Below are 15,799 nucleotides of genomic sequence, written 5' to 3'. Positions count from 1 at the left end.
TCTCTGACGTCCCCCCGGGCTTCGGCCCGTCCGTGGTCACCATCGGCAACTTCGACGGCGTCCACCGGGGTCACCAGCAGGTGATGCGCAAGCTCGTGGACCTGGCCCGGGAGCGCGGGTGGGCCTCGGTCGTCGTGACGTTCGACCCGCACCCCGCGCAGGTGCACCGGCCCGAGAGCCACCCCGGGCTGATCATGGGCACGCAGGACAAGCTCGACGCCCTCGACGCCACGGGGGTGGACGCCGTGCTCGTGCTGTCCTACTCCCTGGAGTTCGCGCGCCAGTCCACGGAGGAGTTCGTGCTCGGCGCGCTCGTGGGGCCCCTCGGGGCGCGGTGCCTCGTCGTGGGCTCGGACACCCGCCTGGGCCGGGACAACTCCGGCAACGTCGACACCCTGCGGGCCCTGGGGGCCCGCCACGGCTTCGAGGTGCTCGTCGTCGAGGACCTCCTCGACCCCCTGGGCGAGCCCGCCGCCGAGGACGCCGAGGCGCACCGCCGCTGCTCGTCCACGTGGATCCGCGCGTGCCTGCACGACGGGGACGTGCGCGCGGCGGCCCGGCTGCTGGGGCGCAACCACCGGATCCGCGGCGAGGTCGTCCACGGCGCCGCGCGCGGCCGCGAGCTCGGCTACCCCACGGCCAACCTCTCCCCGGACGCGGCGGGCTTCGTGCCGGCCGACGGCGTGTACGCGGGCTGGCTCGTCGACGCCCAGGGCACCCGCTGGCCCACGGCCATCTCCGTGGGCTCCAACCCGACGTTCGAGAACGTTCCCCGCCAGGTGGAGGCGCACGTCATCGACCGCCCGGAGGAGCCGGTGGAGGACTTCGACCTCTACGGCCAGGACGTGGTCGTCGAGTTCGTGGAGCGGCTGCGCGGGATGGTCGCCTACGAGGGCGTCGACAAGCTCGTGGCCCAGATGGACGACGACGTCGCCCGCACCCGCGAGATCCTCGCCGCCGAGGCCTGAGCCGGGCCGCCGCGCCCGCCCGGGGGCGCGGCGGGCGGCTACATCTCCTCGTGCGTGTTCGGGTCGGCGCCGGAGCCGCTGATCCCGGTGTGCAGCAGGCGCATCCGGTGCATCTGGTCCTCGTCGAGCTCCCAGTCCAGGACGTCCAGGTTCTCGGCCATCCGCCGGGTGTCCGAGGTCTTGGGGATCGGCACGGTCCGGGACTGCAGGTGCCACCGGAGGACCACCTGCGCGGGGGTGCGCCCGGTCCGCCGCGCGATCGCGGCGATCCACTCGTGCTGCAGGACGTCCGTCCTGCGGCCCAGCGGTGACCACGCCTGGGTGATGATGCGGTGCTCCTCGTGGAACTCCCGCAGCCGCTCCTGCTGGTACTGCGGGTGCAGCTCGACCTGGTTGACCGCCGGCGTCTCCCCGGTCTCGTCGACGAGGCGCCGGATGTGGGCGGGGGTGAAGTTGGACACGCCCACCGAGCGCACCAGACCCTCCTCGCGCAGCCCCAGCATGGCCCGCCAGCTCTCCGCGTAGCGGTCCACCGACGGGTTCGGCCAGTGGATCAGGTACAGGTCCACGTGGTCGGTGCCCAGCCGCTCCAGCGAGCCCTCGAGGGAGCGGCGCACGGAGTCCGTGCCGTGGTCGCGGCCCGGGAGCTTGGTGGTGAGGAACACCTCCGAGCGCGGCACCCCGGACGCGGCGACCCCCCGCCCCACGCCGGTCTCGTTGCCGTAGTTCACCGCGGTGTCGACCATCCGGTAGCCCCGCATGAGCGCCTCGGCCACGTTCGCCTCCGCCTCGGCGTCGTCCATCGGGTAGGTGCCCAGCCCGATCGCCGGGATGCGGTGGCCGTCCCGCATCACGTGCGTGCGGCCCGCCGGCCCCGGGCCGTCCTGCTTGTCCTTGCTCACGCGTTGCTCCTGTGTCGTGTCCTGGTCCTGCACCTGCGGCTCCTGCCTGCGACGTCCGCCGCGCACCTGCTGCGGGGCCGGCGTCGCGCCGGGCCCGGGGGCGCCGGCGTGCCGCCGTCGTTCCTGTCCCATCTTGGCCCACGGCTCCGGCAGCGCCCAGCGCAGCGCGCCGTCGCGGGCGGGGGTGGGGTGAGGACCGCGCGTCCGCTAGACTTGACGGCGGTCCGACTGCAGTCCGTGGTTGTCGGGCCCCCGGGCCCGCCCGGGACCCGGCGACGAACCCGTCGTCCGGGCCGCACGGTACTGACTCGAACGGAGTTATCACATGGCCCTTGACGCCGCCATCAAGCAGGACATCATCAAGGAGTACGCGACGCACGAGGGCGACACCGGTTCGCCCGAGGTGCAGATCGCGGTCCTGTCTCGCCGGATCTCCGATCTGACCGAGCACCTGAAGCAGCACAAGCACGACCACCACACCCGCCGCGGCCTGATGGCCCTGGTCGGTCGTCGTCGCCGCATGCTGGGCTACCTGCGCGACACCGACATCGAGCGCTACCGCTCGCTCATCGAGCGGCTCGGTCTGCGCCGCTAGTCGGCCCCCGGCGGCGTCCCCCGGTCCCGGGAGGACGCCGCCGTGCACCCCGCCCGCCCCGGCACGGACGCCGGGCGGGCCACCGCAACAACCGAACGACCAGCACACCAGCTGACGGGGCGACCGCGCCGATCATTCGCGGTCCTCGGTAGTGATCTCCGGAAACCGGACGGCCGCACGGCCCCGGTGGTCCGTGGATCTCGATCGAAGACCGGGTGGTCGCGGGACGTCCCGCCGACACGAAACGGAGGTGACCCGTGGAGGGTCCCGAGATCCAGTACGCCGAAGCCGTCATCGACAACGGCTCCTACGGGAAGCGCGTCGTGCGCTTCGAGACCGGCCGCCTCGCCAAGCAGGCCGCCGGCGCCGCCCTCGTCTCCATCGACGAGGACACGACCATGCTCTCCGCCACGACCGTGGGCAAGTCCCCGCGCGAGGGCTTCGACTTCTTCCCCCTCACGGTGGACGTCGAGGAGCGCATGTACGCCGCCGGGCGCATCCCCGGCTCCTTCTTCCGCCGCGAGGGCCGCCCCTCGACGGACGCGATCCTCACCTGCCGCCTGATCGACCGCCCGCTGCGCCCGGCCTTCGGCAAGGGCATCCGCAACGAGGTCCAGGTCGTCGTCACGGTCCTGTCCATCAACCCGGACGAGATCTACAACACCGTGGCGATCAACGCCGCCTCGATGTCCACCACCCTCTCCGGGATGCCCTTCCAGGGTCCGGTGGGCGGCGTGCGCATGGCCCTCATGGCCGGTGAGAACGGGCAGCACCAGTGGGTCGCGTTCCCGAAGCACTCGCAGCTCGAGAACGCCGTGTTCGACATGGCCGTGGCCGGCCGCGTCGTCACCGCCGCGGACGGGTCCCAGGACGTCGCGATCATGATGGTCGAGGCCGAGGCCACCGACAACTCCTGGAACCTCATCAAGAGCAACGGCGCGGTCGCCCCGACCGAGGAGCTCGTGGCCCAGGGCCTCGAGGCCGCCAAGCCCTTCATCCAGGCGCTGTGCGAGGCGCAGGCCGACCTCAAGGCCCGCGCTGGCCGGCCCGCGATGGAGCTGCCCCGCTTCGGCGGCTTCGGCGACGACGTCAAGGACGCCGTGGCCGCCGCCGCCGGCTCCCGCCTCGCCGAGGTCTACTCGATCGCCGGCAAGCAGGAGCGCGAGGTCGCCACCGACGAGCTGCACCAGTCCGTGCTCGCCGAGCTCGCCGGGGAGGGCATGCCCTTCGCCGACCGCAGGGACGAGGTCAACGGCGCCTACCAGGCCCTCACCAAGCACACCGTGCGCCAGCGCATCCTCACCGAGCAGGTGCGCATCGACGGCCGCGGCCTGACGGACATCCGCCAGCTCACCGCCGAGGTCGAGGTCCTGCCGCGCGTGCACGGCTCCGCCATCTTCGAGCGCGGCGAGACCCAGATCATGGGCGTCACCACGCTGAACATGCTCAAGATGGAGCAGCAGATCGACTCGCTGTCGCCCGTCAAGACCAAGCGCTACGTGCACCACTACAACTTCCCGCCGTACTCCACCGGCGAGACCGGCCGCGTGGGCTCCCCGAAGCGGCGCGAGATCGGCCACGGCGCCCTCGCCGAGCGGGCCATCACCCCGGTGCTGCCCTCGCGGGATGAGTTCCCCTACGCCATCCGCCAGGTCTCCGAGGCGCTGGGCTCCAACGGCTCCACGTCGATGGGCTCCGTGTGCGCCTCGACCCTGTCCCTGCTCAACGCCGGCGTGCCCCTGCGCGCCCCGGTCGCGGGCATCGCCATGGGCCTGGTCTCCGACCAGGTGGACGGGGAGACCCGCTACGCCGCGCTGACCGACATCCTCGGCGCCGAGGACGCCCTCGGCGACATGGACTTCAAGGTCGCCGGCACCGCCGAGTTCGTCACCGCGATCCAGCTCGACACCAAGCTCGACGGCATCCCCTCCTCGGTCCTGGACGCCGCGCTGACCCAGGCCCGCGAGGCGCGCCTGCACATCCTCGAGGTGATGAACGGCGCGATCGACCGTCCGGACGAGATGAGCGAGTTCGCCCCGCGCGTGATCTCCGTGACCGTGCCCGTCTCCAAGATCGGCGAGGTCATCGGCCCCAAGGGCAAGATGATCAACCAGATCCAGGAGGACACCGGGACGGACATCTCGATCGAGGACGACGGCACCGTCTACATCGGCGCCACCGACGGGCCCTCCGCCGAGGCCGCGCGCGCGGCGATCAACGCGATCGCCAACCCGCAGGTCCCCGAGGTCGGCGAGCGCTACCTGGGCACCGTGGTGAAGACCACGACCTTCGGCGCCTTCGTCTCCCTCACCCCGGGCAAGGACGGCCTGCTGCACATCTCGGAGCTGCGCAAGCTCAACGAGGGCAAGCGCGTCACCGACGTCGAGGACGTCCTCGGCGTGGGCCAGAAGGTCCAGGTCGAGATCACCAAGGTCGACGACCGCGGCAAGCTCTCGCTGGCCCCCGTGGTCGCCGAGGAGCCGAACGTCTTCCCCGAGGACGACGACGCCGAGGCCGACGCGACCGTCGAGGCCTGAGCGGCCCCGCCGCGCAGACCGCCGCACCGACCGTGACGCCCGGCGTCACACCGACAGGAGCAGATCACAGGACATGACGGCAGTCGATCTGCCGCTGGAGGCGGGCGACCGCGGCACGGGGGAGACCCCCGGCCCGGACGTCCGCCTCTCGGCGGTCCGTACCAGTTCTCCCCGCACCGCGGCCGCGGCCCTCACCACGGCCGCCGCCGGGTTCAGCCACACCCTCCACGAAGGGGACGGCGGCAACGTGGTGCGCCGCACGGTGCTGCCCTGCGGCACCCGCGTGCTCACCGAGCGGATGCCGGCCCAGCGGGCCGTGACCGTCGGCTTCTGGGTGGGCGTGGGATCCCGCGACGAGGAGCCCGGCCGGCTGGGCTCCACCCACTTCCTGGAGCACCTGCTGTTCAAGGGCACCGCCCGCCGCTCGGCGCTGCAGATCGCGGAGGCCTTCGACGAGGTGGGCGGGGAGTCCAACGCGGCCACGGCGAAGGAGCACACGTGCTACTACGCCCGCGTGCTCGCCGAGGACCTGCCCATGTCCATCGACGTGATCACGGACATGGTGACCTCCGCGGCGATCGACCCCGAGGAGCTCGAGCGCGAGCGCGGGGTCATCCTCGAGGAGCTCGCCATGGACAAGGACGACCCCGAGGACGTCGCCTTCGAGGAGTTCACCCAGAACGTGCTCGGGGCGCACCCGCTGGGCCGGCCCATCGGCGGCACCCCGGAGGAGATCCTCGCGGTGCCCCGGGACGCGGTCGTGGAGCACTACCGGCGCCACTACCGTCCCGAGGGCCTCGTGGTGACCGCGGCCGGCGGGCTGGAGCACGACGTCGTCGTCGCCCTCGTCGCCGAGGCCCTCGAGCGCGCCGGCTGGGACCCCGCGCGCCCCGCCGCGCCCGTGCCCCGGCGCGAGCGCACCCCGGCGCCGCTGGCCCCCGACTGGGGCGAGCACTTCCTGCAGCGGCCCGTGGAGCAGACCAACGTGGTGGTCGGCCGCCCCGGGCTCGTGGCCGGGGACGAGCGCCGCTTCGCCATGACCGTGCTCAACGCCGCCCTCGGCGGGGGCATGTCCTCCCGGCTGTTCCAGGAGGTCCGCGAGAAGCGGGGCCTCGCCTACAGCACCTTCTCGTTCTCCGGGGCCTACTCCGACGCCGGCTACTTCGGGATGTACGCGGGCTGCCTGCCCGCGCGCACCGACGAGGTCGTCGCCCTGATGACCGGCGAGCTCGAGAAGCTCGCCGCGGACGGGATCGGCGCCGACGAGCTGCGCAAGGTCGTGGGCCAGCTCGGCGGGGGCACCGTGCTCGCCCTCGAGGACACCGGCTCCCGGATGTCCCGCCTGGGCTCGGCCGAGCTGAAGTCGGGGGAGTTCTACGACATCGACGAGTCCCTCGACCGCGTCCGCTCCGTGACCCCCCAGCAGGTGCAGGAGCTCGCCGCGTGGCTCGCCCAGGGACCGGTCGTCACCACGATCGTGGCCCCCACCCGGCGCTGACCGCCCGCCGGGCACTGCCCGTTGACCTAGAGTTGGAGCCATGACCGACAGCACCGCACCCACGCCCCGGCCCGCCGGGCCCGCCGCCGCGACCCCTGCGCCCGAGGACCTGCGGGTCGCCGTGCTCGGGGCGCGCGGCCGGATGGGCAGCGAGGCCGTGCAGGCCGTCCGCCGGGCCCCGGGGCTGCAGCTCGTCGCCGAGCTGGGCCGCGAGGACTCCCTCGAGGCCCTGGTCGCGGCCGGTGCCCAGGTGGTCGTCGACCTCACCGTCCCGTCCGTGACCGAGGGCAACGTGCGCTTCGCGGTCGAGCACGGCATCCACTGCGTCGTGGGCACCACCGGGTGGGACGACGAGGGCCTCGCGCGGACCGCCGCGCTGCTGGCGCGGCACCCCGGCGTCGGTGTGCTCGTCGCGCCCAACTTCTCGATCGGCGCGGTCCTCGCCATGCGCTTCTCCGCGCAGGCGGCGCGGTTCTTCGAGTCGGTCGAGATCGTCGAGCTCCACCACCCGGACAAGGTCGACGCGCCCTCCGGCACGGCCGCCCGCACGGCCGCCCTGGTCGGGCGGGCCCGCCGGGAGGCCGGGGTGGCGCCCTCGCCGGACAGCACGAAGCAGGACCCGGGCGGGGCCCGCGGCGCGCTCGTCGAGGACGTGCGGGTGCACTCCGTGCGGCTGCGCGGGCTGGTCGCCCACCAGGAGACCCTGCTCGGCAACCTCGGCGAGCAGCTGACCATCCGCCACGACTCCTTCGACCGGATCTCCTTCATGACCGGGGTGGTCCTCGGCGTGCGCGAGGTCGCCTCCCACCCGGGGCTCACGCACGGCCTCGAGGGCTACCTCGACCTGGGCCTCTGAGCCGATGACGTCGATCCGGGCCTGGGGCTGGGGCCTGCTCGCCGCCGGGCTGCTCACGCTGTGGCTGCTGCCCATCACCGGCGGCGCGAAGCTGTGGGTGCTGGCCGTGCTCGTCTTCGCGGGCGTGTTCACGCTGCTGGAGTCCACGAGCCGGGGCAAGCTGCTCGCCGCGGCCATGGTGACCCTGCTCGCCGTCTACCTCGGCGCGAGCCTGCACCGCGCCGTGCTGCTGCTGGGCACCGACGGGTGGATCGCCAAGGGCTTCGGGCTGGCCATGCTGGTGCTGCCGGCCGTGGGCGTCTGGGCGCTCGTGCGCGAGGTGCTCTTCGGGGTCCGCACCGAGCAGCTCGGCCGGGCCCTCGCGGCGGAGGGCGGGCTGCCACCCGACGACCTGCCGCGCACCCCCGGCGGGCGGATCGTCCGCGAGGCCGCCGACGCCCGGTTCGAGACCCACCGGGCCGAGACCGAGGCCGACCCCGGCGACTGGCGCAACTGGTACCGGCTGTCCCTCGCGTACGCCGCGTCCGGGGACCGGGCCCGCGCCCGCGCGGCCATGCGCGACGCCGTGGCCCTGTCCCGGGGCCGGCCCGCCCGCCACGTCGACCCCGCCGGCCCCGCCGGCGAGGACCGGGGCTGAGGCGGTGGCCACGACCGTCAACCCCGACGACGGCACCGAGATCTCCTACCGCACGGCCGGGCCCGACGACGGCGCGGCCGCGGCCGCGACGGTGGTGCTGCTGCACGGCACCGCGCTGTCCAAGGCGGTGTGGCAGGGCTACGGCTTCGTCCCGGCCCTGCGCACCGGCCACCGCGTGCTCGCCGTGGACCTGCGCGGCCACGGCCGCAGCGGCAAGCCCGGGCGCCCCGAGGACTACGCCATGGACCTCGTGGCCGGCGACGTCGCCGCCGTCCTGGCCGCCGAGCGCACCGGCCTGGTCCACGTCGTGGGCTACAGCTACGGGGCCCGGATCGGGCTGCACCTGGCGGCCACCCGCCCCGGGCTGCTGGGCGCGCTGACCGCGATCGCCGGGACGTGGCGCGGCACCCGCGGGCGGATCGGCGAGCTGTTCTTCCCCGGCTTCCTCGACGCCCTGCGCGCCGGGATCGCCGACGGGCGGGGGATGGAGGCGTTCGTCACCGAGTGGGAGCGCTCGTTGGGCCACCGCGTGGACCCGGCCACCCGGGCGGCGATGCTCGCCAACGACGCCCGCGCCATGCTCGCCTACATGACCCGCACCGAGGAGCAGCCCGGCCTCGGCCCGCACGAGGTTGCGGCCATCACGGTCCCCACCCTGTTCGTGGTGGGGGAGCGGGACGCCCCCCAGCTCGAGGACTCCGCGGCCGCGGTGCGCATCCTCCGGGAGCACGGCACGCGCACCCGCCTCGACGTCGTCCCCGGCCGCGGGCACGGCGACGTCCTGGGCGCCCGCGAGCGCATCCTCGACAGCGTGGCGCGCTTCCACGGGGGCCCGGCCGGTGCCGCGGGGACCGAGACGGTACGCTGACAACCATGACTGCCATTCCCCACGCATCGCAGCCCGACCGCCCCGCGGCCGAGGGCAGCCCCCTGTTCGGGACGCTGCTCACCGCCATGATCACCGTCTTCCGCCAGGACGGCTCCGTGGACCTGGACGGCACGGCCGCCGAGGCGCAGCGGCTCGTCGACGGCGGATGCGACGGGCTGGTGGTCTGCGGCACCACGGGCGAGTACTCGACCATGACCGACGACGAGAACCTCTCGGTCTTCCGCGCGGTGAAGGACGCCGTGGGAGGCCGCGTGCCGCTGCTGGCCGGCACCGGCTCCAACGACACCGAGCACTCCCGCTACCTCTCCCGCGAGGCCGCGAGGATCGGCATGGACGGGCTGCTCATCGTCACGCCGTACTACAACAAGCCCACGCAGGCGGGCGTCGAGGCGCACTTCCGCAGCCTCGCGGACTCCGTCGACGTGCCCATCATGCTCTACGACATCCCGGGCCGTGCGGGCATCCCCATCGCCCCGGAGACCCTCATCTCGCTGGCCGCGCACCCCAACATCGTGGCCGTCAAGGACGCCAAGGCGGACCTGCTCGCCGCGACCCGCGTGCTGGCCGAGACGGACCTGCTCTACTACTCCGGCGACGACGGCCTGACCCTGCCCTGGATGGCGCTGGGCGCGGTCGGCCTGGTGGGCGTGACCACCCACGTGGCGACCCGGCAGTACCGCCAGCTCATCGACGCGATCCGCGCCGGGGACCTGGACACGGCCCGGCGGATCAACTTCGCCCTGGAGCCTGTGGTCCGCGCGACCATGACGCGCGCCCCCGGCGCCGTGGCCGCCAAGACGATTCTCATGTGGCAGGGCAAGCTGCCGCACAACACCGTGCGGCTCCCGCACGTCCGTCCCACGGAGGCCGAGGCCGCCCAGATCCGCGCGGATCTGGCGGGCTCGATCATCTCCGACACCCTGCTCGAGAAGATCGACTGACGAAAGGGGTCTCATGACCCAATGGCACACTGACCTGTCCGCTCCCCCCGCCCTCGCCAAGGACGTCCTGCGCATCGTCCCGCTCGGCGGACTGGGGGAGGTGGGGAGGAACATGACCGTGTTCGAGATCAACGGGCAGCTGCTCGTGGTCGACTGCGGCGTGCTCTTCCCCGAGGAGACCCAGCCGGGCGTGGACCTGATCCTGCCCGACATCAACTACATCATCGACCGGCTCGACGACATCGTGGCCGTGGTCCTCACCCACGGGCACGAGGACCACATCGGCGCCGTGCCCTACCTGCTCAAGCGCCGCCCGGACATCCCCATCATCGGCTCGCAGCTCACGCTCGCGCTGATCGAGGCGAAGCTCCAGGAGCACCGCATCAAGCCCTACACCATGGCGGTGCGCGAGGGGCAGGTCGAGCACCTCGGCGAGTTCGAGTGCGAGTTCGTCGCCGTCAACCACTCCATCCCGGACGCGCTCGCCGTGTTCCTGCGCACCAAGGCCGGCACCGCGCTGCACACCGGCGACTTCAAGATGGACCAGCTGCCGCTCGACGGGCGGATCACCGACCTGCGCCACTTCGCCCGGCTCGGGGAGGAGGGGGTGGACCTGTTCCTCACCGACTCCACCAACGCCGAGGTGCCCGGCTTCACCGCCACCGAGAAGAACATCGGGCCCGTGCTCGCCGACGTGATCGGCAAGGCGCCCAAGCGGGTCGTCGTCGCGTCCTTCTCATCCCACGTCCACCGCGTGCAGCAGGTGCTCGACGCGGCGCACGAGCACGGCCGCAAGGTCGTCTTCATGGGCCGGTCGATGGTGCGCAACATGACTATCGCCGAGAAGCTGGGCTACCTCGAGGTCCCGCCGAACACGCTGATCGACCAGAAGAAGCTCGACGACCACCCCGACTCCCGGGTCGTCATCATGTGCACCGGGTCGCAGGGCGAGCCGATGGCCGCGCTGTCCCGCATGGCCAACGGGGACCACCGGGTCCAGCTGGACCAGGGCGACACCGTGATCCTCGCGTCGTCGCTGATCCCGGGCAACGAGAACTCGGTGTTCCGGATCATCAACGGGCTCATGCGCCTCGGCGCCGACGTCGTGCACAAGGGCAACGCGAAGGTGCACGTCTCCGGGCACGCCTCGGCGGGCGAGCTCCTGTACTGCTACAACATCGTCGAGCCCGAGTACGTCATGCCCGTCCACGGCGAGGTCCGCCACCTCATCGCCAACGGCCGGCTCGCCGAGGAGACGGGCGTGCCCACCGACCACGTGCTGCTCGCGGAGAACGGCACCGTGGTGGACATGGCCGGGGGCAAGGTGCGGATCACCGGCCAGGTGGAGTGCGGCGACGTCTACGTGGACGGCTCCTCCGTGGGCACAATCACCGAAGCCGACCTCAAGGACCGGCTGGTGCTCGCCGAGGAGGGCTTCATCTCCGTGATCACCGTGGTCAACCGGGACACCGGCAAGGTCGTCAGCGGCCCCGACATCCACGCCCGCGGCGTCGCCGAGGACGACAGCGTCTTCGACGACATCACGCCGAAGATCGCCGCCGCCCTCGAGGAGGCGATCAACCACTCCGGCAAGAACCACACGACGCAGCAGCTCCAGCAGGTGGTGCGCCGCACCATCGGCTCGTGGGTCAGCCGCAAGCTGCGCCGCAAGCCCATGATCGTGCCGGTGGTCATCGAGGCCTGAGCGCCGCCCCCGTCCCGCCGCCTCCTCCCGTCCGTCGTGCCGCGGACGCGGGGAGGCGGTGGTCTACCCTGGACGGTATGGCGACTCGCACTTCCCCTGCCCGCAAGGGCGCCTCGACGTCGCGTGGCAAGAACAGCTCGTCTTCTGCGCGGTCGTCGGGATCCCCCCGGAACTCCTCCCGCGGCACGCCGGCGGCCGCGCGCGGCTCCTCCGCGCGCAAGGCCCCTCAGCCCGCGCCCTCGGTGCTGCACGCGCTCGGCGCCGCCCTGCTGTGGTGCGCCCGCGTCCTCGGGGGCGCCTGGCTGGCCGTCGCCCACGTCGTCGGCGGCGCCGTGCGCCGGATGGGCACGCTGCGCACGGACGTGCCCGCCGAGGCGCTGCGCGACGGGGGAGCCCTGTTCCTGCTGAGCCTGGGGCTGCTCTCGGCCGCCGTGGAGTGGTGGAACCTCCCCGGGGCGGCGGCCGGGTGGATCGCCCAGCCCGCCGCCGTGGTGCACAGCGTCCTGGCCGGCACCTTCGGCTGGATGGCGCTCGTGCTGCCGCTGCCGCTCGCGGGCTTCGCCGTCCGCCGGTTCCGCCACCCGGCGGAGACCTCCGGGAACAACCGCATCGCGATCGGCCTGGGCGCCGCCGTGGTCGCCGGCTCGGGACTCGCCCACCTGGTGGGCGGGCGCCCCTCCATGAGCCAGGGCCCCGAGGCGATCCGCTCCGCCGGCGGGACCGTGGGCTTCCTCGCCGCGGACCCGCTGAGCGCCCTGGTCACCCCGGTCGGCGCGGGCGCCGTCTTCGCCGTCGTCCTGTTCCTGTCGGTGCTCGTCATCACCGCCACGCCGGTCAACCTCATCGGGCCCCGGCTCGCGCAGGGCTACTGGCGGCTGATGGGCCAGGACGGGCCCGTCTCCGCGACCGACCTGGCCGCGGACCGGCACGACCGCTCCTACCTCGACGAGCACCACCGCGACCCCGAGGCGGGCCGCACCCGCCGGCAGAAGCGCCGCGAGCGCAAGGAGGCCGAGGCCGAGCGCCGCCGGTCCCTGGACGCCTACCGCGGGGACGAGGCCTTCGAGCGCGCCGTCGTCGCCGAGGAGGAGGCCGCCGACGCCCAGGCCCCCGCCCGGGTCTTCGACGTCGACTCCGCGCGCGCGGCGCGCCAGCGCGCCGCCGGTGCGGGCCCCGCGCGCCGGACCGCCGGGACAGCGGGGGCGGCGGGCGCCGCGCCGGCCGCGGAGGACACCGGCGCCCGGCCGGGGCAGAGGCGGCCCACCCGCGACGAGCTCGCGGCCCGGCAGGTGCGCCGCGACCAGGGCCTGGAGCCGGCCGCGGACACCGCCGCGGGCTCGGCCTCCCCGGCCCTCGAGGACGTGGCGGAGCCCGCCACGGGCGCCACGGCCCTGGCCGCGCCCCTGGTCGCGCCCACCCACACCCCGGAGGCGCCCATCCCGGTGCGCGCGGAGCAGCTCAGGCTCGACGGCGACATCGCCTACTCCCTGCCCACGGCCTCCTCGCTCGTGCAGGGGCCGCCGCCCAAGGAGCGCTCCGAGGCCAACGACGCCGTGGTCGCCTCCCTCACGAGCGTGCTGGAGCAGTTCAACGTGGACGCCGTCGTGACCGGCTTCTCCCGCGGGCCCACCGTCACCCGCTACGAGATCGAGCTGGGCTCCGGCACCAAGGTCGAGCGGGTGACGGCGCTGTCCAAGAACATCGCCTACGCCGTGGCCTCCGCCGACGTGCGCATCCTCTCGCCGATCCCCGGCAAGTCCGCGATCGGCATCGAGATCCCCAACACCGACCGGGAGACCGTCTCCCTGGGCGACGTCCTGCGCTCCCAGAACGCGCGCCGGACCGAGCACCCGATGGTCATGGGCGTCGGCAAGGACGTCGAGGGCGGCTACGTCGTGGCGAACCTCGCGAAGATGCCGCACCTGCTCGTGGCCGGCGCCACCGGCGCCGGCAAGTCGAGCTTCGTGAACTCGATGATCGTCTCGCTGCTGATGCGCGCCACCCCGGACGAGGTGCGGATGGTCATGGTCGACCCCAAGCGCGTCGAGCTGACCGCCTACGAGGGGGTCCCGCACCTGATCACCCCGATCATCACGAACCCGAAGAAGGCCGCCGAGGCGTTGCAGTGGGTCGTGCGGGAGATGGACGCACGCTACGACGACCTCTCCCACTACGGCTACAAGCACGTCGACGACTTCAACAAGGCCGTGCGCAACGGCAAGGTCCAGCCCGAGCCCGGCTCCAAGCGCGTCATCCGCCCGTACCCGTACCTGCTCGTGATCGTGGACGAGCTCGCGGACCTGATGATGGTCGCCCCGCGCGACGTCGAGGACGCGATCGTGCGCATCACCCAGCTCGCCCGCGCCGCCGGGATCCACCTGGTCCTCGCGACCCAGCGGCCCTCCGTGGACGTGGTCACCGGCCTGATCAAGGCCAACGTCCCCTCGCGCATGGCCTTCGCGACGTCGTCGGTCACGGACTCCCGCGTCGTCCTCGACCAGCCCGGGGCCGAGAAGCTCATCGGCCAGGGCGACGCCCTGTTCCTGCCCATGGGCGCCTCCAAGCCCATGCGCGTGCAGGGCGCGTGGGTCTCCGAGTCGGAGATCCACGCGGTCGTCGACCACGTCAAGGGCCAGATGACGGCGCACTACCGCGAGGACGTGGTCCAGGAGGCGCCGAAGAAGGCGATCGACGAGGACATCGGGGACGACCTCGACGTCCTGCTCCAGGCGACCGAGCTCGTCGTGACCACCCAGTTTGGGTCCACCTCAATGCTCCAGCGCAAGCTGCGCGTGGGCTTCGCCAAGGCCGGCCGGCTGATGGACCTGCTGGAGTCGCGCGGCGTCGTCGGGCCCTCCGAGGGCTCCAAGGCCCGCGACGTCCTGGTCAAGCCCGACGACCTCGCCGCCACCCTCGCGGTCATCCGCGGCGAGGAGCCGCCGGCACCGCGCGGCGGGTCCGTGGACTACGGGGACGACCCCGTCGAGGCCTCGCTGGCCGACACCGCCGTGGACTACCACGACGGCGCCGACGCCGAGGGCACCGAGGACGCCTGGCAGCTCACCGGCCGCTGACCCCACCACCTGACCCCGGCCCCACCACCAGGAAGCGAGCACCCGATGAGCCCCGCGGAGACGCAGAAGGCCTCCAACCTCAACCTGCCCAACGCGCTGACCGCCCTGCGCATCGTGCTCGTCCCCTTCTTCGTCTGGTTCCTGTGGGCCGGCGGGCCGTGGGGCGAGGACTCGCTCGCGATGCGGTGGGCGGCCCTCGCCGTGTTCGCGGTGGCGATGTACACGGACAAGCTCGACGGCGACATCGCCCGGGCCCGCGGGCTGATCACGAGCTTCGGCAAGATCGCCGACCCGATCGCCGACAAGCTGCTGACGGGCGCCGCCTTCGTGGTCCTGTCGATGCTCGGGGAGCTGTGGTGGTGGGTGACCGTGGTGATCCTCGTGCGCGAGTGGGGCATCACCCTCATGCGCTTCGTGGTCATCCGGTACGGCGTGATGGCGGCCTCCAAGGGCGGCAAGCTCAAGACCGTCCTGCAGACGGTCGCGCTGCTGCTGCTGCTCCTGCCGCTGGTCCCGCTCGTGGGCCCGTGGTGGCCGTGGCTCGGCTGGATCGCGATGGGCGCCGCCCTCGTGGTCACGGTCGTCACCGGCGTGGACTACGTCGTCAAGGCCGTGCAGCTGCGCCGCCGGGCGCTCGCCGGGCGGGCCGCGCGGTGACGGCCCCGGACGCCCCGGCGGGCGCCGCCGCGGCCGCCCTCGTCGCGGCGGCCGTGCGGCGCGGGGTCACCCTGTCGACCGCCGAGTCCCTGACGGGCGGCGCCCTCGCGGCGGCCGTCGTGGACGTCCCGGGCGCCTCGGCGTGCTTCGAGGGCGCGGTCGTCTCCTACTCCAGCCGGGTCAAGGCCGAGGTCCTGGGCGTCCCCGCCGGGCTGCTGGCAGAGCGCGGGTCCGTGGACCCCGACGTCGCCGTCGCCATGGCGGAGGGGGCGCGCCGGCGGCTGGGCACGGACTGGGGCGTCTCCACGACCGGCGTCGCCGGCCCCGACCCGCACGACGGCAAGCCCGTGGGGACCGTCTACGTGGGCGTCGCCGGGCCGGCGGGCAGCTCAGCGCACGAGCTGGCCGCGGCGGGGGACCGGGCGGCGATCCGGGCCGCCGCGGTCGAAGCCGCCCTCGACCGGCTCACCGCCGCCCTGGTGCTCCCAGACAACTCCCAGTGAAAAAGTTCGCCGCCCGGGGAAGAATGGAACCATCAGC

Annotated in this window: 13 protein-coding genes; 12 read left to right on the top strand and 1 reads right to left on the bottom strand. The window is 73.4% G+C overall.

Annotation, left to right across the window (positions count from 1 at the left end):
* The coding region (locus tag M3185_RS12910; protein ID WP_251334085.1) for a bifunctional riboflavin kinase/FAD synthetase at positions 1-968 on the top strand (968 nt) is incomplete at its 5' end.
* 38 nt (positions 969-1,006) lie between these two features.
* Here the strand turns inward: M3185_RS12910 and M3185_RS12905 are convergent.
* Positions 1,007-1,870, bottom strand: coding sequence for an aldo/keto reductase (locus tag M3185_RS12905; protein WP_251334084.1), 864 nt, complete (start codon positions 1,868-1,870; stop codon positions 1,007-1,009).
* Positions 1,871-2,195: 325 nt separating this feature from the next.
* Here M3185_RS12905 and rpsO point away from each other — a divergent pair, with 325 nt between their 5' ends.
* From rpsO to M3185_RS12850, 11 genes are all read left to right on the top strand, one after another.
* On the top strand, positions 2,196-2,465 hold the full coding sequence (rpsO, locus tag M3185_RS12900) for a 30S ribosomal protein S15 (RefSeq protein WP_251334083.1): 270 nt from the start codon (positions 2,196-2,198) through the stop codon (positions 2,463-2,465).
* Between the two features lie 257 nt (positions 2,466-2,722).
* Positions 2,723-5,002 carry a polyribonucleotide nucleotidyltransferase gene (locus tag M3185_RS12895; protein WP_251334082.1) on the top strand — a complete coding sequence of 760 codons (2,280 nt, stop codon included), beginning with the start codon at positions 2,723-2,725 and terminating at the stop codon, positions 5,000-5,002.
* 73 nt (positions 5,003-5,075) lie between these two features.
* Entirely contained in the window at positions 5,076-6,500 is a 1,425-nt protein-coding gene (locus M3185_RS12890) for a M16 family metallopeptidase (protein WP_251334081.1), read from the top strand.
* A 40-nt stretch (positions 6,501-6,540) separates the two neighbouring features.
* Positions 6,541-7,356: a 4-hydroxy-tetrahydrodipicolinate reductase gene (gene dapB, locus M3185_RS12885; protein ID WP_251334080.1), complete on the top strand. Its 816-nt coding sequence runs from the start codon at positions 6,541-6,543 to the stop codon at positions 7,354-7,356.
* 4 nt (positions 7,357-7,360) lie between these two features.
* The gene (locus tag M3185_RS12880) at positions 7,361-7,993 is read left to right on the top strand and encodes a hypothetical protein (protein WP_251334079.1); all 633 of its coding nucleotides are present in this window, start codon (positions 7,361-7,363) and stop codon (positions 7,991-7,993) included.
* 4 nt (positions 7,994-7,997) lie between these two features.
* Positions 7,998-8,861, top strand: coding sequence for an alpha/beta fold hydrolase (locus tag M3185_RS12875; RefSeq protein WP_251334078.1), 864 nt, complete (start codon positions 7,998-8,000; stop codon positions 8,859-8,861).
* A gap of 5 nt (positions 8,862-8,866) precedes the next feature.
* Positions 8,867-9,823 (top strand): 4-hydroxy-tetrahydrodipicolinate synthase, encoded by a 957-nt coding sequence (dapA, locus tag M3185_RS12870; RefSeq protein WP_285859856.1) that lies wholly within the window; start codon positions 8,867-8,869, stop codon positions 9,821-9,823.
* 13 nt (positions 9,824-9,836) lie between these two features.
* Complete coding sequence (locus M3185_RS12865) at positions 9,837-11,528, top strand: ribonuclease J (protein ID WP_251334077.1); 1,692 nt, start codon at positions 9,837-9,839, stop codon at positions 11,526-11,528.
* A gap of 77 nt (positions 11,529-11,605) precedes the next feature.
* Positions 11,606-14,602 carry an FtsK/SpoIIIE family DNA translocase gene (locus tag M3185_RS12860; RefSeq protein WP_251334076.1) on the top strand — a complete coding sequence of 999 codons (2,997 nt, stop codon included), beginning with the start codon at positions 11,606-11,608 and terminating at the stop codon, positions 14,600-14,602.
* 45 nt (positions 14,603-14,647) lie between these two features.
* Complete coding sequence (pgsA, locus tag M3185_RS12855; protein ID WP_251334075.1) at positions 14,648-15,259, top strand: CDP-diacylglycerol--glycerol-3-phosphate 3-phosphatidyltransferase; 612 nt, start codon at positions 14,648-14,650, stop codon at positions 15,257-15,259.
* Positions 15,256-15,762 carry a CinA family protein gene (locus M3185_RS12850; RefSeq protein WP_251334074.1) on the top strand — a complete coding sequence of 169 codons (507 nt, stop codon included), beginning with the start codon at positions 15,256-15,258 and terminating at the stop codon, positions 15,760-15,762. The genes pgsA and M3185_RS12850 overlap by 4 nt, the downstream gene beginning before the upstream one ends.
* Positions 15,763-15,799: the final 37 nt, after the last annotated feature.

This window comes from Kocuria rosea (genome assembly GCF_023715525.1).
Lineage (GTDB): Bacteria > Actinomycetota > Actinomycetes > Actinomycetales > Micrococcaceae > Kocuria > Kocuria rosea_A.
Note: the sequence above shows the minus strand (reverse complement) of the source record. Positions and strands in the feature narration are given on the sequence as shown.